Source organism: Rhizobium sp. CECT 9324, assembly GCF_918741265.1.
Taxonomy (GTDB): Bacteria; Pseudomonadota; Alphaproteobacteria; order Rhizobiales; family Rhizobiaceae; genus Allorhizobium.
This window is the reverse complement of sequence record NZ_CAKKMZ010000001.1, coordinates 966,845-986,117: the sequence shown is the minus strand read 5'-3', so window position 1 is coordinate 986,117 and position 19,273 is coordinate 966,845. Positions and strand designations below refer to the sequence as shown.

Annotated in this window: 19 protein-coding genes and 1 tRNA gene; 13 read left to right on the top strand and 7 right to left on the bottom strand. The window is 59.8% G+C overall.

Features of this window, described 5'->3' with window-relative positions; genetic code table 11:
* Positions 1–193: 193 nt before the first annotated feature.
* Together LQ231_RS04700 and LQ231_RS04695 are read right to left on the bottom strand one after the other, a co-directional pair.
* Entirely contained in the window at positions 194–493 is a 300-nt protein-coding gene (locus LQ231_RS04700) for an I78 family peptidase inhibitor (RefSeq protein WP_230170476.1), read from the bottom strand.
* Positions 494–754: 261 nt separating this feature from the next.
* Entirely contained in the window at positions 755–1,465 is a 711-nt protein-coding gene (locus tag LQ231_RS04695) for a DUF599 family protein (protein ID WP_113143125.1), read from the bottom strand.
* A gap of 407 nt (positions 1,466–1,872) precedes the next feature.
* Between LQ231_RS04695 and LQ231_RS04690 the strand changes: the two genes are divergently transcribed.
* The 7 genes from LQ231_RS04690 (at position 1,873) to LQ231_RS04660 (ending at position 9,854) form a co-directional block, all read left to right on the top strand.
* Complete coding sequence (locus LQ231_RS04690; RefSeq protein ID WP_230170475.1) at positions 1,873–4,542, top strand: winged helix-turn-helix domain-containing protein; 2,670 nt, start codon at positions 1,873–1,875, stop codon at positions 4,540–4,542.
* 109 nt (positions 4,543–4,651) lie between these two features.
* Positions 4,652–5,191 (top strand): transporter, encoded by a 540-nt coding sequence (locus tag LQ231_RS04685; protein WP_230170474.1) that lies wholly within the window; start codon positions 4,652–4,654, stop codon positions 5,189–5,191.
* Between the two features lie 255 nt (positions 5,192–5,446).
* The gene (locus tag LQ231_RS04680) at positions 5,447–6,277 is read left to right on the top strand and encodes an alpha/beta hydrolase (RefSeq protein WP_162742717.1); all 831 of its coding nucleotides are present in this window, start codon (positions 5,447–5,449) and stop codon (positions 6,275–6,277) included.
* Positions 6,278–6,346: 69 nt separating this feature from the next.
* Entirely contained in the window at positions 6,347–6,808 is a 462-nt protein-coding gene (locus LQ231_RS04675; RefSeq protein WP_230170473.1) for a DUF4126 family protein, read from the top strand.
* Complete coding sequence (locus LQ231_RS04670) at positions 6,805–8,169, top strand: FAD-containing oxidoreductase (protein ID WP_230170472.1); 1,365 nt, start codon at positions 6,805–6,807, stop codon at positions 8,167–8,169. The genes LQ231_RS04675 and LQ231_RS04670 overlap by 4 nt, the downstream gene beginning before the upstream one ends.
* Positions 8,170–8,329: 160 nt before the next feature.
* Positions 8,330–8,893, top strand: a complete 564-nt coding sequence (locus tag LQ231_RS04665; protein WP_230170471.1) for a cysteine hydrolase family protein — start codon at positions 8,330–8,332, stop codon at positions 8,891–8,893.
* A 163-nt stretch (positions 8,894–9,056) separates the two neighbouring features.
* Positions 9,057–9,854, top strand: a complete 798-nt coding sequence (locus LQ231_RS04660) for an SDR family oxidoreductase (protein WP_230170470.1) — start codon at positions 9,057–9,059, stop codon at positions 9,852–9,854.
* Between the two features lie 277 nt (positions 9,855–10,131).
* On the opposite strand, the gene LQ231_RS04655 is transcribed toward LQ231_RS04660, so the two are convergent.
* Positions 10,132–10,208: transfer RNA gene (locus LQ231_RS04655), tRNA-Arg, on the bottom strand.
* Positions 10,209–10,324: 116 nt separating this feature from the next.
* Positions 10,325–11,755 carry a HAMP domain-containing sensor histidine kinase gene (locus LQ231_RS04650; protein ID WP_230173243.1) on the bottom strand — a complete coding sequence of 477 codons (1,431 nt, stop codon included), beginning with the start codon at positions 11,753–11,755 and terminating at the stop codon, positions 10,325–10,327.
* A gap of 389 nt (positions 11,756–12,144) precedes the next feature.
* Between LQ231_RS04650 and rpmH the strand changes: the two genes are divergently transcribed.
* The 5 genes from rpmH to yihA all read left to right on the top strand — a co-directional run bounded on the left by rpmH (position 12,145) and on the right by yihA (position 16,187).
* A complete protein-coding gene (rpmH, locus tag LQ231_RS04645) occupies positions 12,145–12,279 on the top strand; it encodes a 50S ribosomal protein L34 (protein ID WP_113143117.1) in 135 nt (44 codons plus the stop codon).
* Between the two features lie 31 nt (positions 12,280–12,310).
* On the top strand, positions 12,311–12,700 hold the full coding sequence (rnpA, locus tag LQ231_RS04640; protein ID WP_113143116.1) for a ribonuclease P protein component: 390 nt from the start codon (positions 12,311–12,313) through the stop codon (positions 12,698–12,700).
* Positions 12,700–14,502 carry a membrane protein insertase YidC gene (yidC, locus tag LQ231_RS04635; RefSeq protein ID WP_230173242.1) on the top strand — a complete coding sequence of 601 codons (1,803 nt, stop codon included), beginning with the start codon at positions 12,700–12,702 and terminating at the stop codon, positions 14,500–14,502. Before rnpA ends, yidC begins: the two co-directional genes overlap by 1 nt.
* A gap of 61 nt (positions 14,503–14,563) precedes the next feature.
* Positions 14,564–15,478, top strand: coding sequence for a DMT family transporter (locus LQ231_RS04630; RefSeq protein WP_113143114.1), 915 nt, complete (start codon positions 14,564–14,566; stop codon positions 15,476–15,478).
* A gap of 49 nt (positions 15,479–15,527) precedes the next feature.
* Complete coding sequence (gene yihA, locus LQ231_RS04625) at positions 15,528–16,187, top strand: ribosome biogenesis GTP-binding protein YihA/YsxC (RefSeq protein ID WP_113143113.1); 660 nt, start codon at positions 15,528–15,530, stop codon at positions 16,185–16,187.
* 52 nt (positions 16,188–16,239) lie between these two features.
* Here yihA and LQ231_RS04620 read toward each other — a convergent pair whose 3' ends face one another.
* From LQ231_RS04620 to LQ231_RS04610, 3 genes are all read right to left on the bottom strand, one after another.
* Positions 16,240–16,797: a fasciclin domain-containing protein gene (locus LQ231_RS04620; protein ID WP_230170469.1), complete on the bottom strand. Its 558-nt coding sequence runs from the start codon at positions 16,795–16,797 to the stop codon at positions 16,240–16,242.
* A 170-nt stretch (positions 16,798–16,967) separates the two neighbouring features.
* Positions 16,968–17,690, bottom strand: coding sequence for an anti-sigma factor (locus LQ231_RS04615; protein WP_230170468.1), 723 nt, complete (start codon positions 17,688–17,690; stop codon positions 16,968–16,970).
* Positions 17,662–18,222: a sigma-70 family RNA polymerase sigma factor gene (locus tag LQ231_RS04610; RefSeq protein ID WP_230170467.1), complete on the bottom strand. Its 561-nt coding sequence runs from the start codon at positions 18,220–18,222 to the stop codon at positions 17,662–17,664. The genes LQ231_RS04615 and LQ231_RS04610 overlap by 29 nt, the downstream gene beginning before the upstream one ends.
* A 162-nt stretch (positions 18,223–18,384) precedes the next feature.
* Here LQ231_RS04610 and argB point away from each other — a divergent pair, with 162 nt between their 5' ends.
* A complete protein-coding gene (argB, locus tag LQ231_RS04605; protein WP_230170466.1) occupies positions 18,385–19,272 on the top strand; it encodes an acetylglutamate kinase in 888 nt (295 codons plus the stop codon).
* Position 19,273 lies beyond the last annotated feature (1 nt).

Below are 19,273 nucleotides of genomic sequence, written 5' to 3'. Positions count from 1 at the left end.
CCCAAGACGCTCTCCGCTGTGCAGCCACAAGACTTTCCACAGTATGACGGATCGCGAATCTCGCCCTGCAACGTTTCCGGAAACTGATATATTAGATGGTCAAATGAGACCATGAAAATTTTGAACCGTGTCGATGCATCAAATTTTGCGGCAACGACAACCGACATCCGTCTCAAATGTGAAGCGCCGGTCGTCAGCCACACCTAGCCATGACAACCAGGCCGTTGGCCGGGTCCGTCTCGATCGTCACGCGATCTTCTCTGAAATCTTGCGTTACCATCTGGCCCGGCTCGATCTGGCGAACGGCCTTCGAGTTCGTCAGTTGCATTGCCTCCGGGTCCGAGGGTTTCGGCTTGCCGACGAGGCTCTGGGCGGCTTCCGCATTGCACGGACCTTTGGTCGGCGCTGTCGAGAGCGTATCGGCGCTGCATGACGTTAGCGCTGAAATCAGTCCCGCAGCAAGAACCAGGTTGAACACGGGTGGCTTGAACATTGCGATCCTACCGAGAGTTGAGAAGGGGCTTCCTGGCGTCTGCCTTGTCGCTGAGCCTTGCCCTGATCCAGGTAGGATACAACAAAACCGCCGCCCGGGAAGCATTCGCGCCACTTCGCACCAAGCCTACTGAAACGTCCGTCTCGTGGGAGCACTCGTGGAAAAATCGGCGAAACGATCGCGAGAAACCTCAGCATCCGAATGTGAATGAATCACGACTGAGCGCCTTTTGCGGTGGACGCCGGTGATCTGAACTGAATGCTACGGCTTGGGACCGCAACTATCGAGAAGCTTTCTTATGGCGGTCACGCCCTTGGCGGTATCTGACCACGTCTGTCGCCAGATCAGAAGCCCGACCGAACACGTGGTTGCGATCATGAACGGTATCGGCCCCAGAAACCAGAACGCTGCGGCCACGGTGAAGTAGTATGACCGAACCCCGACGCTGAATGACCGAAGTGCCGGATTGAGCACAAGCGTCAGGGCGTTTGTCCACGCCGTGATGTCCCTGTCCTCCTCACGGGAGGGGCTGGCTCCGATGGCGGCCAGGCAGTAGTTGATCTGACGCACAGCCCAAATGAAATCGGACAGGCCTCGCATCAAGGTCGCCATGATCAACAGGACCTTGCATTGAAAGAACCAAACCGGGTCTTGTGCGGCAAACTTGGCGATCAGGCCCGCACCCGTTCCGTAATCTGGCTCCATGAACAGCGCGCTGCTCATACCAACGATTACAATGAGGTTCGCCGATCCGAAAAAAGATGCGGAGTTGATCGTGTGGCCGAGGATAGCGGCGTCACCGATGAAATTGTTGTCGCGGGTCAGAACCTCGCGCATCCATGCGGCCCGGATACGCACCATATCGACGAGAAGACTGTCCAGCTTCTTCGGCCACCCAGCTGCCATCAAGGGCTCTATCGTCATCCAGATGACGAGGAAATATGCGATCGAAGCTATATTGAGAATATCCATAATGTCCCGACCCGCGTGCCCCTGTCATCGAGACCTTACTGTCACGGCCCCTCCACACTCAACTACAAACCTGATGCAGATCTGATTTCCATGCGTTAGAGTGCTGATGCGACTTTGCGTAAATAGTCGCGCTAACTTAATTAGCTGATTTTAATATTCAAAGGTCTCCAGCGTTGGCATCAATGCCGGTTTCCGTATTGCACCGAAATGAATTGCGCGAGCAACGTCGCTTGTGCGTCCCGAATAGCAAGAAACGTCTCATCCGTTCGTCGGATTTTCCGGTATTTTATTTGGCAATTGCCAAGTGTGTCTTACAGTGAAGCATAAGAGCGATGCACACTACCCCGACGTGTAGTGGCGCGACGTGAACAAAGACCATTGGGATTGGTGTCGCTGGAGTGGCGCGATTGGAAGAGGAACTGTATTTCGCACCGTTCTCGATCGTGCCTGCCAGGCGAAGCCTGTTGCGGGACGCAACAATCGTGCCCCTGGGAAGCCGGGCTATCGACATCCTGCTATTCCTGGTCGCCCATCCGGGCGAGCTCAAGACCAACCAGGAAATCGTAAAGCATGTGTGGCCAGACACGTTCGTCGACGATGCCAACCTGCGGGTGCACATGTCTGCATTGAGGAAGGCTCTGGGAGACACGAAGTCCGAACCTCACTTCATCGCCAACATTCCGGGGCGCGGCTATACCTTCATCGCGCCGATGGAGCGCCGATCACAGCCTCCGCCAATCAAGCCTGCATTTGCCCCGGGACCACGCGACGGAGATGCCTTGCGGATATTTGGCCGCGATCAAAGCATCGAGACGATCCTGTCACAGTTGGAAAAAAGCCGACTGGTCACTGTCACAGGCCCAGGCGGGATTGGAAAGTCCACTGTCGCCAGAGCGGTCGCCAGCAAATCGTCCAACAGTCTGAAGGTCGTGCGTGTCGAGCTCTCAGACGTTGCGTCAGGCGATCTCCTGCCGACGGTTGTCGCATCCGCTCTCGGCGTCAAATCGCGCGCCGACGATATGCTGGAAACGATATGCAAGACGCTTGAAGCAATGCCGACCCTGGTCGTTCTCGACGGATGCGAACACCTGATCGAGGATGCGACGAAATTCGTCGAAGGGGTCCTGCAGCGAACGCCGTCGGTCAGGTTCCTGGCCACAAGCCGCGAACCGCTCAGGGGAAGCGGCGAGCGTGTTCACCGTCTCCTGCCCCTCGATACGCCGACAAGCGACGTCAGCCCGGACGAGGCGCTCAGGTTTCCGGCCGTGCAACTGTTCGTGGAGCGGGCCGATGCGTGTCTGGGCGGCTATAAGCTCACCGACGAAGATGCCCCCATCGTCATCGACATCTGCACGCGGCTTGATGGGATCGCGCTCGCCATCGAACTTGCTGCAGGCCGTCTCGAATCGATGGGCGTTGCGTCGCTCGGCAAATCCCTCAACGATTGCTTCAAGATTCTTACCCGAGGACGGCGGACTGCGCTGCCCAGGCACCAGACGCTTCGCGCGGCTCTGGACTGGAGCTACATGCTGCTGAACCCTATGGAACAGCGCGCGCTGGCCGAACTCTCGGTCTTCAGAGGACGTTTTTCCACCAGCGGAGCAGAAGCCGTGCTCACCGGCGATGCCGACGATCTTCTGGCCGCGCTTGTTGCCAAATCGCTGGTCGTCGTTGAGATGGGCGCAACCGATCAGTCGTATCGCTTGCTCGACACCACACGTATCTATGCCTCGATGAAGCTCGCCGAATCAGGCGCTTTCGATCAGGTGATGGCCCGGTTCGGGACCTATCTTTGGGAGCTTTTCGAGGGATCCGCATCGGCGATGCATACCAATGCCACCGCCGAGGTAACGTGCGAATTTGGCTATCTCCTACCCAGTCTCCGAGCCTATCTCGACTGGGCGCTTCTCGGCAATGGTGAGAGGCTCCAGGGCGCGAGAGTTACAGTCGCCGCCTTGCCGCTGTTTTTCAAACTATCCCTGTTCGACGAGTGCATTGCTGCGGTCACGTCATCGATCGCCTATCTCGATGCAAACCCCGACATCGACGAAGCAAGCAGAATGAAACTCTACGCGGCCCTGGGATGGCCACAACTGATCGCCGCCGATGCCCCGGGTCGAGGTGTCGAGGCCTGGACGGCGTCGGCACGCATCGCCGAGAAACTTGGGGATGTCGATCATCAGCTCCGATCCATCTGGGGGCTTTGGGTCGACGCCTTGAACCGAGCGGAGCCGAATACCGCATTCGGTTTGACACTTCGATTCGCAGAGATGGCGGCCCGGTCACCGGATCCCGCCGACATTGTCATAGGCCACCGTATGAAGGGCGCGACCCTTCATTGGCTGGGCCGCCATGCCGAAGCCGCTGATTGCCTCAGCGCCATGCTTCTCGAATACGAGGGGCTTCCATCGGCCGGACACGCGATCCGCTTTCAGTTTGACCAGCGGGTAACTGCGAGGATCGTGCTTTCACGGTGCAAGTGGTTCCTCGGACGCGAGCAGGAGGCCATGGCCGATGTGGTGTCCACGCTCGACTATGCTGAGAGCATCGGACACTACGCCTCCCTTACCAATGCCTTGGCGGAAGCGGCCTGCCCGCTTGCACTTATGTCCGGCAACGATGCGTTGGCGGCCCACTATGTCGCCATGCTCAGAAATCACACGAAGGCGACCATGCTCGATGTTTGGCGCACCTATGCGGAATGTTTCGAGGCAGAGCTTGTGCGGCGGGACGGCGACAATCAGGCATGCCTCCGTCAGCTTCGACACGGCCTGCAATCCCTGCGCAAAGCGGGCTTTATCCTGTTCGAGACGATGTTCGTCGCAACGGAGGCGCGCGCGCTGTCCGGACTGGGTCGCAATTCCGAGGCCATTGCGGTACTCGATCACTCCCTGAAAAAGAGCAGTGCCTCAGGAGAGGCGTGGTACCTTCCCGAACTTCACCGGGCAAAGGCAAACATACAGCTCGAAATGTTGGACCTGGCGAGTGCGAAACTCAGCCTCGACGTGGCGGGGCGCACGGCGGTTGACTCAGGGGCCATCGCATTGGCCCGGCTTGTCGAACGCGACTTGGCTTGACCTCGCATCGTGGCGACACAGCCCGGGAAACGCGTTTACACAGATTTACAACTCTAAACTCGCTTCCTGCCCTGCCAGAGGGCATCGTCTGTGCGAAGAGGAGCGCGTCATGGAAGGCAGCCAGCCGATCCGTTTACTGGTCATTCTTTCGACGGACGAAACGGGCGATCCATCGGCTGGCGCGGTCACACTGGGACGCATCGCGTCACCCTATTATCTTTTCAAGGACGACGGCGCAGAGGTTGTGCTGGCCACGTTGACCGGCGGTCATCCCAATCTTCCCGACTTCAGAGACGCGGAGCCGCAGGAACCGAGTGTGCGCCGGTTGCTTCTCGACAGGGCAGCCCGAGACGATCTCGCCGATACTTTGGCTGCCAGCCAGATCGTCTCCGAAGACTTCGATGCGGCGCTTTGTCTGGGCTTTGCCGGCACGTTGCGGGAGAGCGACAGCGATGGCGTGGCTGCCATCCTCATCTCACTTCTGGAGAGCGGAAAGCCGGTAGCCATCATATTTGGCAGCAGTGTCGCGGCGGCCCCCTATCCCGAAGGCGACGGCCTCTTGATGTTCGGCGTGTCTGACGATGCACCAATCCTGGCCGCGCATGCATTGCTGGCGATCGTGAAAGAACGCCGCAATCGAATTGTTTGAGCATTTGCCAGCCGCGGCTCCGTTTGCATCGATTTACGACGCTTTACTCGCCAACCGAACGCGCCTCAGGCAACCTCATGCCATCGAACGCCAATCCAGGAGGATGCCATGACTGAACGCACATTCGCCCTCGCATCGGGGATAACCCGACGTGATGTCATGCTGGCCGGGGGGATTGCGGTCGCCGCCATGGCACTTCCAAGACAGGGCTCAGCCGCCACACACTCTTCTACCAACCCATCGGAGAACCAGATCATGTCATTCGTCAAAACGCAGGACGGCACGGAAATCTACTACAAGGACTGGGGTCCGAAGGACGCGCAGCCGATCGTCTTTCACCATGGCTGGCCACTCAGCGCCGACGATTGGGACGGCCAGATGATGTATTTCCTGGAAAAAGGCTATCGCGTCATCGCCCACGACCGCCGAGGCCACGGCCGCTCAACCCAGACCTGGACTGGAAACGAGATGGACACCTATGCCGCCGACGTCGCGGTGCTGACCGATGCGCTCGATCTCAAGGACGCAGTCCATATCGGCCATTCGACAGGCGGCGGCGAAGTGGCTCACTATGTTGCCCGTGCAAAGCCTGGCCGTGTCAGCAAGGCCATTCTCATCGGCGCTGTCCCGCCGATCATGGTGAAGTCGGACAAGAACCCGGGCGGCCTGCCTATTGAAGTCTTCGACGGTTTCCGCGCCGCATTGGTCGCCAACCGCGCGCAGTTCTTCCTCGACGTCCCGGCCGGCCCGTTCTACGGCTACAACAGGCCCGGTGCGAAAGTCAGCCAGGGCGTTATCGAAAACTGGTGGCGGCAGGGAATGGCAGGCGGTGCGAAGGCGCATTACGACTGCATCAAGGCCTTCTCGGAAACCGATTTCACTGACGACCTGAAGGCCATAACCGTGCCGACGCTCGTGATGCACGGTGACGACGACCAGATCGTTCCTTATGCGGACTCGGCCCCGCTGTCGGTGAAACTTCTGAAAAACGGTACGCTCAAGACCTATGCCGGGCTTCCCCACGGGCTGTGCACGACACATCCCGAGATCGTCAATCCCGATCTTCTCGCGTTCATCAAGAGCTAGTCGCTGATCTGCAAAAACGGTGGCGCATTGCAGACGGTGCGCCACGTCCGGAAAACACAGGGGAACAACATGATTATCGTCTTTGCACTTTTGATCGGTGTCGTCGCAGGATTGCGCGCGATGACAGCCCCGGCGGCCATCGCATGGGCCGCAAGCCTGGGATGGCTCGATCTCTCCCAGACGCCGCTAGCCTTCCTGGGATACAGATGGGCACCTTGGATATTGAGTGTGCTGGCGATCGGTGAGTTGATCACCGACCAGCTGCCGAGCACGCCGTCGCGCAAGGTGCCGGTCCAGTTCGTCACACGCATTGTCACAGGCGGCCTGTCGGGCGCGGCGATCGGAGCGACGAGCGGATCGCTTGTGCTGGGACTGGTCGCCGGTGTTGTCGGCGCGGTTATCGGCACCTATGGCGGTGCGGCAGTCCGTGCCAGACTGGCGGCCTCCTTCGGACGTGACCTTCCAGCGGCACTCATCGAAGACGTAGCCGCTGTCGGCGGAGCACTCCTGATTGTTATGGCCGTGTCATGAGCGAGTTCGACGCGATCTTCATCGGCGCAGGACAGGCCGGACCGTTTCTCGCAGCCCGCATGGCTTCGGCCGGACGCAAGGTGGCGCTGGTCGAGCGAAAATATCTCGGCGGCACCTGCGTCAATGCCGGATGCATGCCGACGAAGACGCTCATTGCCAGTGCGAGAGCGGCACATGTCGCCCGCGGCGCTTCAGACCATGGCGTCATGATCAATGGTGAGATCGCGATCGACATGACAATCGTGCATGGGCGCGCCGAGAAGGTCACACTCAATGCTCGGCATGGCCTTGAGACCTGGTTCGATGGCCTCGACACCATGAAGGTGATCTACGCACAGGGGCGGTTCGAGGACCCCAACACGATCGTGGCGAACGGTGAGCGGCTTGTTGCACCCCAGATATTCGTCAATGTCGGAGCACGCCCCTCCATTCCCGACTATCCAGGGCTTGCAGACGTTCCATATCTGACAAGCACGTCGATCATCCAACTGACCGAAGTCCCCCGCCATCTGGTCGTGATCGGCGGAAGCTATATCGGGCTGGAATTTGCACAGATGTACCGGCGCTTCGGAGCGCAGGTCACGGTCGTCGAGCGTGGGCCTTATCTTGCCTCCCGTGAAGACGAGGACATTTCCGATGCGATTGCCGGCATCATGCATGCGGAAGGCATCACCGTGCAGACGCGCGCAACGGGACTATCGTTCTGCAAAGCCGCAGATGACATAGAGGTCACGACGAACAACGGGACCATCATCGCCAGCCACGTTCTCGTAGCCACAGGCCGACGACCCAATACCGATGATCTGGGACTTGATAGAGCCGGCGTGAAAACGGATGACAAAGGCTTCATCGTCGTCGACGACCGTCTTTCCACCAATGTGCCCGGCATCTGGGCGCTGGGCGACTGCAACGGACAGGGCGCATTCACGCACACGTCCTACAACGATTTCGAGATCGTCGCCGCCAACTTGCTTGACGGAGCCGACCGCAAGCTCAGCGATCGCATTCCTGCCTACGCCCTCTACATCGACCCGCCGCTCGGGCGGGTCGGCATGACGGAGCGCCAGGCGAGAGCATCCGGACGGCCGATCCTTGTTTCTACCAGACCCATGAACCGTGTCGGCCGCGCCATCGAAAAGGGCGAGACGCAAGGGTTCATGAAGATCGTGGCGGATGCCGGAACGCAGCAGATACTCGGGGCGGCTTTTCTCGGTATCGAGGGCGACGAGGCAATTCACGGCATCATCGACGCGATGAATGCGCGCACGCCGTATCCGCACCTGCAATGGTCGGTGCCTATCCATCCGACCGTGTCGGAACTCGTGCCCACGCTTATCGGAGACCTCCGAGCAGCCTCCTGAGCTGAACCCGGAAAGTGAAGTGCGTACCCCTGCCGGCTAGGTTTTGTCCTGCAGGCCACTGGTGAGGAAGGACAAGCTTCCTGTCGTCAATCCCGCAACAAGGCTTCCACGAGCGGCACCCGCCGCGCGGATGGCAGCGCATTGGATGAAGGAAAGTACCATGAGCAAGAAAGCATTGATCGTCGTCGATATCCAGAACGACTACTTCCCTGGTGGGAAATGGACATTGTTCGGCGTGGAAGCCGCGGCCCGCAACGCGGCGCGCCTGATAGCGGAGGCAAGGTCTGCAGGCGACCTAGTCGTTCACATCCGGCACGAGTTTCCGACTGCCGATGCGCCGTTCTTCCAACCCGGCTCGCAGGGTGCGGCGCTGCATCCGAGCGTGATCAATCTCGATACCGAGCATGTGGTGCTAAAGCACCACATCAACTCGTACCGGGACACCGATCTCAAGCAACACCTCGACGCTAACGGCATCGACGCGGTCGTTGTCTGCGGCAACATGAGCCACATGTGCGTCGATGCCATCACCCGCGCTTCGGCAGACTTCGGTTATCCCGTCACCGTGGTCCACGACGCATGCGCCTCCCGCGACCTCGAATTCAACGGCGTGACCGTGCCTGCCCATCTTGCCCACGCTGCCTTCATGGCGGCGCTCGGCTTCGCCTATGCGCGCATGCAGTCGACCGACGAATATCTCGGATCGGCAGCGAAAGCGGCCTGACGCTTGCGGACGGCAACGTCTGCCGTCCGACCATCTCCACCGAAGCAAACAGAGGGCCGCAGAGAAGAAAACTGATGTCGGCGCAACCGCAACAGACGCTGTGAGGGTGTCTTAGCGACCATAGAGATCATTGTCGCGCAAGCGGCGCAACAGGAGAAGGCACATGTCAAAGGGTACTGCACTGATCACCGGAGCGTCGTCGGGCATCGGCGCTGTCTACGCGGAAAAGCTGGCCGGACGCGGCTACGATCTCGTGATTGTTGCCCGTGACGTAGAGAGGCTCAGCGCTCTGTCGAAACGGCTGTCGCAGGCGCATGGGGTCGCCATCACACCTCTACCCGCCGACCTCGCCAAAGCAGTCGACCTCTCCAGGGTGCTGGCAAGCCTGCAAGAGAACAGCTCTGTCCGTCTCCTGGTCAACTGCGCCGGGATAGGGCCAAAGGTCGCGGTTCTGGCGTCAGAGGTCGAAGGCCTCTTGGACATGGTGCACTTGAACGTCGATGTCCTGCACGCTTTGACTATCACGGCGGCCAAGGTCTTCGCCGACCGCGGCGAAGGCGCAATCATCAACATCGCCTCAGTCGTCGCGCTGATGCCAGAACACTTTCACGCGACCTATGTTGCCAGCAAGGCTTTCGTACTGGCTTTGACGCAGGCTCTGGAGGTCGAACTCAAGCCCAAGGGCGTCCAGATACAGGCCGTGCTACCGGGCTTTACCCGCACGGAAATCTTCGACCGCGCCGGGATCGACATCGAGGTGATCCCGCAGGACATGATGATGGAAGCATCCGAGATGGTGGAGGCAGCGCTTGCCGGTTTCGACCAGGGGGAGCTTGTGACAATTCCCTCCCTCGCCGACGTGCGCCTCTGGGAGAGGCTGAACGAAGCCCGAGGAAACCTCGCTCCCCATCTCTCTCTCAGGCATGCTGCCGCACGGTATGCGGTCGGTTCAACAGCATGACCCAACACGAAAATCTTATGGGCAACGTCTCGTGCCGGGACGCCGAGCCTCGCGCGATCCGAGCCTCAGACAACCACGGTCGAAGACCGGAGCAAACGCCTGACGGATCGTGTCGGCACGGACCTTAAGCCATGCCCGGCGCGACACATTTCGGATAAATATCTCGCCCGCACCAGCATCATGACGGGCAACGCAATCGCGAAATTCGAGAGTGTTCTGGAAACAGATTTTGCAGAAAAATTCTGCAAAATGGAGTGCTTCAAATGAAGCTAAGTAGTGGCGCACCCGAAGAGATTCGAACTCCTGACCCCCAGATTCGTAGTCTGGTGCTCTATCCAGCTGAGCTACGGGTGCTTGCCTCACCGACTGTTCGTCGGCGTGTGGCGATCCTCTAAAGCGGACTGCGGAGGATTGCAAGCGCCTTTGCGAAAAAAGAGTCATTTTGCCGTCACGAACGAAAACCGAAGCGTTCAGGCGCGGGCACGCCAATCGTTCAGAGACACTGGCCTGTCGGGGATCTCGACGCGAAACAGCGTGCCGGGACCTGGCTTTTCCACAAGTGCGATTGTTCCACCGTGGGCAATCACCAGTTCGCGGGCAATGGCAAGGCCGAGCCCCGTACCACCCGATCGCGCCGAACCACGGAACGCGGCAAAGAGATTCTCGCGCGCCTTGCGTGGCATGCCAGGGCCGGTATCGTCTACGGTTATGGCGACAACCGCACCCGTGCGCTGCGCGGAGACCGTGATTCGGCGAGGATAGTCCGGATCTTCCGGAACATAGGTTGCCAACGCCTGGATAGCGTTGCGGCAGATATTGTGGATGACTCGAAACAACTGCTCGCTGTCGGCGTCGACTTCGATATCGGCCGCAACCGCCTCGATGAATTCGATGCCGCTGTCGGGGCCGATGTTGAGAAGATCGCGCACTTCCTGGCACAGGTCTGCGAGGCGGAAGAGGCGTCGGCGCGGATCAGCCTCCGAGGTCTGGCCGTAGGCCAGCACCTCGTTCGTATAGCCGACGGCACGATCGATGGTACGCAGCAACTTCGGTGCGAAACTCTTGACCAGAGGGTCATCGACGTCGACGAGGCGGTCGGACATCAGCTGTGCGGACGCCAGGATATTGCGCATGTCGTGATTGATCTTCGACACAGCCAGGCCCAGGTCGGCAAGATTCTTCTGCTGCTTCAGTGTCTTTTGCAGCTGGCCCTGCATGCGCGCCAAATGACGACCGGCGACCGCAATCTCGTCATTGCCGTCGCCGGCAAACCAGACACGGGTCGGATCCTCTGGATTCTCGGCAAAGGATTGCATGTTGCTGGTCAGGCGACGAACCGGCACGATCATCATGCGATTGATCGCCAGATACATCAGGATGGCCGTGATTACGGAGATGAACAGCGAGACGATCAGGATGTTATGCGCATAGGCAAGCATGGCCTTGCGCAAAGCCTTCTCCTCCATCACCAACTCGATGACCATGTCACTTTCGCCGACCGGACCATAGACACGCAGCAAACGGTCGCCACCCAGCAACAGCGTGTAGAAGGCATCGCGGATCGATTGAAGCTCGCCGTAATTGGCAAGATCGAACTGTGCGTCGACCTCCTTGGGCATCTCGGTGACGGCCAGCAGCCGCGATGTGCCGTCTTTACGCAGAACGATCGCCTTGGTGCCCGTGGTCATCAGGGTGTCGTCCTGCACTTGGCGCGGAAGCTCAAGCGGCTGTAGACCGTCGATGACGACGCCGGCGGCAGCCGCCGTGTTCAACCTGTCCTGCAGCCAGCGCAGGCGCATGGTGGCGACGGAAGGGGCAAAGATCAGGATTTCCGCCAGCATGACGAAGGCAATGGTGAGCCAGAGCAGCTTGCCGGAAAGACCCCGAATACGGCGCGGCATCGGATAGACCTCACCAAGGTCGGACTGCGCATCGCTGTCCTGCCGATCAAGCATCCGTATCATCTCCTGTGGCACGGCCGGGTCGCACCGTTGGGGTTGCCGGTCATGATTTAAGCCATTTTAGTGCAGCGCGAAAGACTTGGCGGCTAAAAGGACCAAGTGACGCGACCATTTTGCCACCACTGCTCGGCCCTAACGCCCCGGCATGACAATCGCCTTCACGAGGCGGCGTGCCGGTCTTTACGCCCGATTGACTCTGTGGCCCTTCGACATTATAAGCCGCGCACGTTCGGAAACCCGCCCCGGCGGCGGTTAGCCGTGCGATTGCACCAACGCTTTTGCATACAATGCAAAATCCAAGAAGGGCCGCACACCGCGGTATTAAATAAATGAAGCGTACTTACCAGCCTTCCAAGCTTGTTCGCAAGCGCCGCCACGGTTTCCGTGCGCGTATGGCCACCGCAGGCGGCCGCAAAGTTCTGAACGCTCGCCGCGGTCGCGGTCGCGCTAAGCTGTCGGCCTAACGGCCAGACGCCCGACGAGATTGACGGGCTCATGACAGACACAGAACAGAAGAACACTGTCGGGCGGCTGAAAAGCCGCCCCCAGTTCCTCGCCGCCAGAAACGGCGAAAAGCGCAAGGGTCGCCTCATCCTTCTGGAGGTTCTCGACCGAAAAGACAGCGCACCGGCCCGCGTCGGCTTCACCGTCACCAAGAAACATGGCAATGCAGTCGAGCGCAATCGTATGCGCCGCAGGCTAAAAGAGGCCGTGCGACTGAAGGCAGCGTTTGCAATGCAGCCGGGACACGACTATGTCATTGTCGCCCGGCGCGAGGTGCTGAACGCGCCGTTTGATCAGCTTGCAGCGCAACTGACCAACCGCATAGCCAACAGCCAGACGACTAACTTACGGTCTCCGAAGGCCGGTTCCAGGAAAGAATGATGCAAAACAACCGCAATTATTTTGTCGCGATTGCCTTATCCGTCGTGATCGTGCTGGCCTGGCAGTTCTTCTACATGAACCCCCGGATCGAGGCGCAGCGCCAGGCCGAGGAAGCGCGCATCGCCATTGAGCAAAGCCAGGCCGCGACACAATCTCCGGCAGCGACCACGGCCGCCGGTTCGGTTGACGGCGCCCTGCCTGCAGGTGCTGCCGCAGTCTCTCCGGAAGCTAGCCGCGATGCCGCCATTGCAAAATCCGCGCGCGTTGCCATCGACACGCCAGACCTGATCGGCTCGATCAACCTGACAGGCGCCCGCCTCGATGACCTGCGCCTGAAGCAGTATCACGAGACCGTCGACAACAGCAGCCCGATCGTCACGCTGTTCAGCCCGGCCGAGACCGCCGACGCCTATTTTGCCGAACTCGGCTATATCGCTGGCGAAAATGCCGGCAGTGCGCCTGGCCCGACCACCGTCTGGACTGCGGCTGAAGGCGCGACACTCACCCAGGCAACGCCGGTCACCCTGACCTATACCAACGACGCCGGCCTGACCTTCAGCCGGACGATCTCGGTTGACGAACATTACATGTTCACCATCGAGGATACCGTGGCCAATGCAGGTACGACCGCGGCCAGCGTGGCGCCCTATGGTCGCCTGACGCGCTACAACAAGCCGACCACGCCGTCGGTCTTCGTTCTGCATGAAGGCTTCCTTGGCGTTCTTGGCGCTGAAGGCAGCCTGCTGGAACACAAATACAGCGACATCGAAGAAGAAGCCGTCACCAATGAAAAAGCGACCGGCGGCTGGCTCGGCATCACCGACAAGTATTGGGCCTCGTCGCTGATCCCGGCGCAGACCATCCCCTACGAATCGCGCTTCTCGCATTTCACCGATGGTCAGCCGCGCTTCCAGGCCGACTACAAGGGCGATGCCGTCAGCGTACCGCCAGGCCAGAGCACAACCGTCAAGCAGATGGTGTTTGCCGGTGCCAAGCAGGTCCCGGTCATCGAGAGCTACGAGCAGAACCTCAACATCCCGAAGTTCAATCTGATGATCGACTGGGGCTGGTTCTACTTCATCACCAAGCCGATGTTCAAACTGATGGATTACTTCTATCAGCTCGTCGGCAATTTCGGCGTGGCCATCCTGCTGACGACCATCGTCGTCAAGCTGCTGTTCTTCCCGCTGGCCAACAAGCAATATGCATCGATGGCCAACATGAAGCGCGTGCAGCCGAAGCTCGAAGAGCTGAAGGTCAAGCATGCCGACGACAAGATGGCGCTGCAGCAGGCGATGATGCAGCTCTACAAGACCGAGAAGATCAACCCGGTTGCCGGCTGCTGGCCGGTGCTGTTGCAGATTCCGGTGTTCTTCGCGCTCTACAAGGTCATTTACGTGACCATCGAAATGCGCCATGCGCCGTTCTTCGGCTGGATCCAGGATCTGTCCGCGCCGGACCCGACGAGTTTCGTCAACCTGTTCGGCCTGCTTCCCTTCGAGGCGCCGACCTTCCTGCATCTTGGTATCTGGCCGATCATCATGGGCGTTACCATGTGGGCACAGATGCGCATGAACCCGACGCCTCCGGATCCAACCCAGGCGATGCTGTTCAACTGGATGCCACTGATCTTCACGTTCATGCTCGGCAGCTTCCCGGCCGGTCTCGTGATCTACTGGGCCTGGAACAACACGCTTTCGGTCCTGCAGCAGTCGATCATCATGAAGCGCCACGGCGTCGAGATCGAACTGTTCAAGACGATCCGCAATGTATTCAGGCGAAAGCCGGCCGAAACCAAATGACGATAGCAAGCCCCGGTCGCTCCGGGGCTTTCTTTTATGTTCGACACTCTGCGAGCCCCCCATGACCGCAAGCTCTTCATCCCTCTCCACTGCCCGCCCCTGGCTCGGTATTGCCCTGGTGCTGGGCTCCGCCACGGCTTGGAGCTACGGCGGCGCGATCCAGCGTTTCATCGGCGTGAGCGACAGCTGGGCCATCGTCTTCTGGCGCTGCCTGTTTGGTGGACTTTTTCTGCTGAGCTTCATGCTCATCCGCGACAGGATTGCTGGAACCGTTCAGCTGTTTCGGGCGATGGGATGGCCAGGGCTGATGATTGCGATTGGTTTTGCCGCTGTATCGACCTGCTTCGTGCTGGCTGTGAGCATGACGCCGGTGGCCAATGTCGTGCTGTTCATGGCGGCCATTCCGCTGTTTGCCGCACTGCTCGCCCGCGTTTTGCTCGGTGAAGCAATCACGGCCGTGACCTGGGGGGCAATCGCCGCCGTCATCGTCGGCGTGGCGATCATGGTCTCGGCCTCGATCGGAGAAGGCGGCTCTCTGCTCGGCCTTGGCCTTGCAGCCTCGATCCCGGTGATTTTTGCCTGCATGACAGTGCTGACACGCCGCCATCCGGGTATTCGCATGACGCCGGCAGCCTGCCTCGGATGTTTCCTGGCCTCGGCGATAGCCGTGCCGCAGGTCGGCGGTTTTGCCGTCGGCACCTCCGATCTTGCTCTGCTGTTTGCCTTCGGCGCGCTCAATCTTGGCCTCGGCATGGCGATGTATGTGACCGGCGCCCGGCTGATCCCGTCCGCGCTTGCCGCTCTGCTCGGGACTGCCGAAATGATCCTCGCGCCGGTCTGGATGGTGCTGCTGCACAATGAAGTGCCTTCTGCGCGGACGATGATCGGCGGAAGCATCGTGCTTGCCGCCCTTTTCACCTATCTAATCGGCCATATGCGCCGCGAACCGGGGCCGCGCGTGCCGACTGCGTCTTGACTTTGCCAGTCAAAACCCGGATTTCACAGGGCATACGAAAGGCGATCCCATGACAAACAACAATCAAAAAGCCGATCAGCCTCTGTTTGGCCGCCCGTGGATCTTCATCCGCGGTGTTCCTGCGATGAAATTCCTTCCGCCGGAAGGCCCGCTGGAAGTGGCCTTTGCCGGCCGCTCGAATGTCGGCAAGTCTTCGCTGATCAATGCACTGGTCGGCCAGAAGGCACTGGCCCGCACATCCAACACCCCCGGCCGTACGCAGGAACTGAACTATTTCGTGCCGGACGGCTATTCCGGCGCTGCCGACGACATGCCGCCGATGGCGCTAGTCGATATGCCAGGCTACGGCTACGCGCAGGCGCCGAAGGAACAGGTCGATGCCTGGACCAGGCTGGTCTTTGACTATCTTCGCGGACGCGCGACGCTGAAACGCGTCTATGTGCTGATCGATTCCCGCCACGGCATCAAGAAGAACGACGACGAGGTTCTGTCGCTGCTGGATAAGGCCGCGATATCCTATCAGATCGTTCTGACAAAGACGGACAAGATCAAGGAAGCCGGTGTTCCGCGGCTGATTGCCGAGACGCTCGAGAAAATCAAGAAACATCCGGCCGCATTTCCGGAAGTGCTGTCGACCTCATCGGAAAAAGGCAACGGTCTCGACGAATTGCGCGCGGCAATCGCCGAGACCGTCGGCCGGAAATCCTGACGCAAAGATCCCCGGCAAAAGGTAAGAAGGGGCCGGCAACGGCTCCTTTTTGTTACATCTTCGGCAGGATGACCGCGTCGACGACGTGAATCACGCCGTTCGACTGCTTGACGTCGGCGATGGTCACGGTCGAGACGCCACCGTTTTCATCGGTCAGCGTGATCTTGCCATCGGTTGCCTTGGCCTTGAGCACGCAGCCGCCAACCGTCTTGACGTCATGGGTGCCGCCATCATCGGCAATCATCTTGCCGATGGCATCCGACATCGCACTCGCTGCCACGACGTGGCAGGTCAGGACCTTTGTCAGTTGCGCCTTGTTCTCCGGCTTCAGAAGTGTGTCGACCGTGCCGGCCGGCAGCTTGGCGAAGGCGTCGTTGGTCGGGGCAAACACGGTGAACGGGCCGGCGCCCGAGAGCGTCTCGACCAGGCCTGCGGCCTTGACCGCAGCGACGAGCGTGGTGTGGTCCTTGGAATTGACGGCGTTCTCGACGATGTTCTTGTCTTCAAACATGGCCGCACCGCCGACCATCGGATTTGCAGCATAGGCGCCAGCCGTGCCGGCAAGCAGGGCAACGGTGACGGCGAGCGGGCGAAGAGTGGTCTTGAACATTTCGGTTTCCTCTGTCCTGGTGTTCTCAATCCGGGCGGTTCTTGCCGCCGGATGGCGTTGTTCTTCCCTCTTGGGGAACACAACAAAGGACGGAGGGGATCAAATTTTAGTTTCAGCGAACCCGGAAGAATTTGCAAAACAGCGGCAGCCCATTTGATTGGCTCATGTTTTTATTGCGAAATTTCTCCGGCAGCCACGATCGGACCAGTCGCCTTGCCCGTCGGCGAACCGCCGAAGGGCTCAACGCTGACGGCAAGCACGACGCCATCCGCCAGACGCGTGCGCATCGTTTCCGGGATCAGGATCTCGCCCTGGCCGGTCTGCGGCAAGACGCCCAGCGAAATTGGGGGCTGTTCACCTTCGACCAGCCAGAGCTCAAGGGATTTCTCATTCGCTCCGCCAGTGGCGACCGGTGTCATGGCCAAGTGACCGGACGCACCGTCATAGTGGGCGATCAGGCTGATGGCACTATCCTTGCCAGCGAGCTCAGCCGTCATCTGTTGTGACGGCCTTGGTCGTAGTTCGCTTGCCCAATCCAGACCGAACACAAAGGCAAGAGTACCGATCGCAGCGACGCTCAGGGCCCGCCAGACGGGCAATGAATTCCAGATGCCTTCAATAAGGTTGCTCGATGCGCGCGGTGCACCGGGTCCGAAAATTCTTCGTTCGATTTCCGCGAAGGTGACATCCGGCGGCGTCTCTTCATCGTAGTCGACATTGAAATGCGCAAGGTTGGCTTCCCACCGGCGGACGATGGCGGCGAACGGCCGATCGTGACGCAGACGCACTTCCACCTGCTGGCGCTCTGACAGGTTCAGGACGCCCAGGACATATTCCCCCGCGAGCACTTCGTCGCGCGATCGGTCACCCTTGCTCTGGTCGGGCGTTGCCATCCATGCACTCTCTCAGTTTCAACAGGCTGCGCCGCAGCCACGTACGCATCGTATTCAATGGAACTGCAAAGCTTTCTGCAAGCTCCTGATAGGACATTCCGTCCACATAGGCTTGGCGCACGGCTTTCGCGCGGTCAGGATCCAATGCTTCCAGACAGCTGTCAATGCGTGCGCCTTCCGAACGCAGGACTGCATGGCTCTCGGGATCCAGTCCGAGGTCCGGCAATTCCGCCGCCGCATCCAGACTATCGCCGTGCGGCTTTCGCGCGCGCAGCCGATCGATGCAATGGTACCTGGCGACCGCAGCCAGCCAGGCCGATGCATTTGCGCCATCGCCGGTGTAGCTGCCAGCCTTCTGCCAAACTTTAACGAAGACATCCTGCAACGCCTCTTCAGCGTCATTCCTATCTTTCAAGATACGGATGCAGATTGCAAAAAGTTTCGCCGCATAGCGTTTGTAGATCAAGGAAAATGCGGCCCGGTCGTGTAGTGCCACCCGGCCCAGCAATTCGGCGATATCATCGCGTTCCATGAATTTCCCACCCAACTTCGACGCGCCATATAGCGCGCGCACCGGCCGCGGCAATGCGCAGCCACAAAGAAGCGTGTCATCACACTCTTATATTGCAGGGCAATCATTCCATCCCGGCCCGACTTGCGCTAAAAGGCCGCGATCCAAAAAGAGGTTTTCCCGATGACGGCTTCCGAGAGTGAGATGCAGGCAAGACTGCTGGTGCAGGCCCTTCCCTTCATGCAGCGTTATGAAAACAAGACAATCGTCGTCAAATACGGCGGCCATGCCATGGGCAATCCGGAACTGGGCAAGGCTTTTGCTGCCGATATCGCGCTTTTGAAGCAGTCGGGGGTCAACCCGATCGTCGTGCATGGCGGTGGCCCGCAGATCGGCGCCATGCTCGCCAAGATGGGCATCGAATCGCGCTTCGAGAACGGCCTGCGCGTGACCGACCAGAAGACGGTCGAAATCGTCGAGATGGTTCTTGCCGGTTCGATCAACAAGGAAATCGTCGCTCTGATCAACCAGACCGGCGAATGGGCGATCGGCCTCTGCGGCAAGGACGGCAACATGGTTTTTGCCGAAAAGGCGCAGAAGAAGGTTCGCGATCCCGACAGCAATATCGAGCGCGTCCTCGATCTCGGCTTTGTCGGCGAAGTGGTCGAAGTCGACCGCACGCTTCTCGACCTGCTCGCCCGCTCGGAAATGATCCCGGTCATCGCACCGGTGGCGCCTGGCCGCGACGGCGCGACCTATAACATCAATGCCGACACCTTTGCCGGTGCGATCGCCGGCGCGCTGAATGCCTCGCGCCTGCTGTTCCTCACCGACGTCCCTGGCGTGCTCGACAAGAACGGCACACTGATCAAGGAACTGTCGGTCGCCCAGGCCCATGCCTTGATCAAGGACGGTACGATTTCCGGTGGTATGATCCCCAAGGTCGAGACCTGCATCGAGGCCATCAAGGCCGGCGTGCAGGGCGTGGTCATCCTGAACGGCAAGACGGCGCATTCCGTGCTGCTCGAACTGTTCACCGAAGCCGGTGCCGGCACACTGCTCGTTCCGTAGG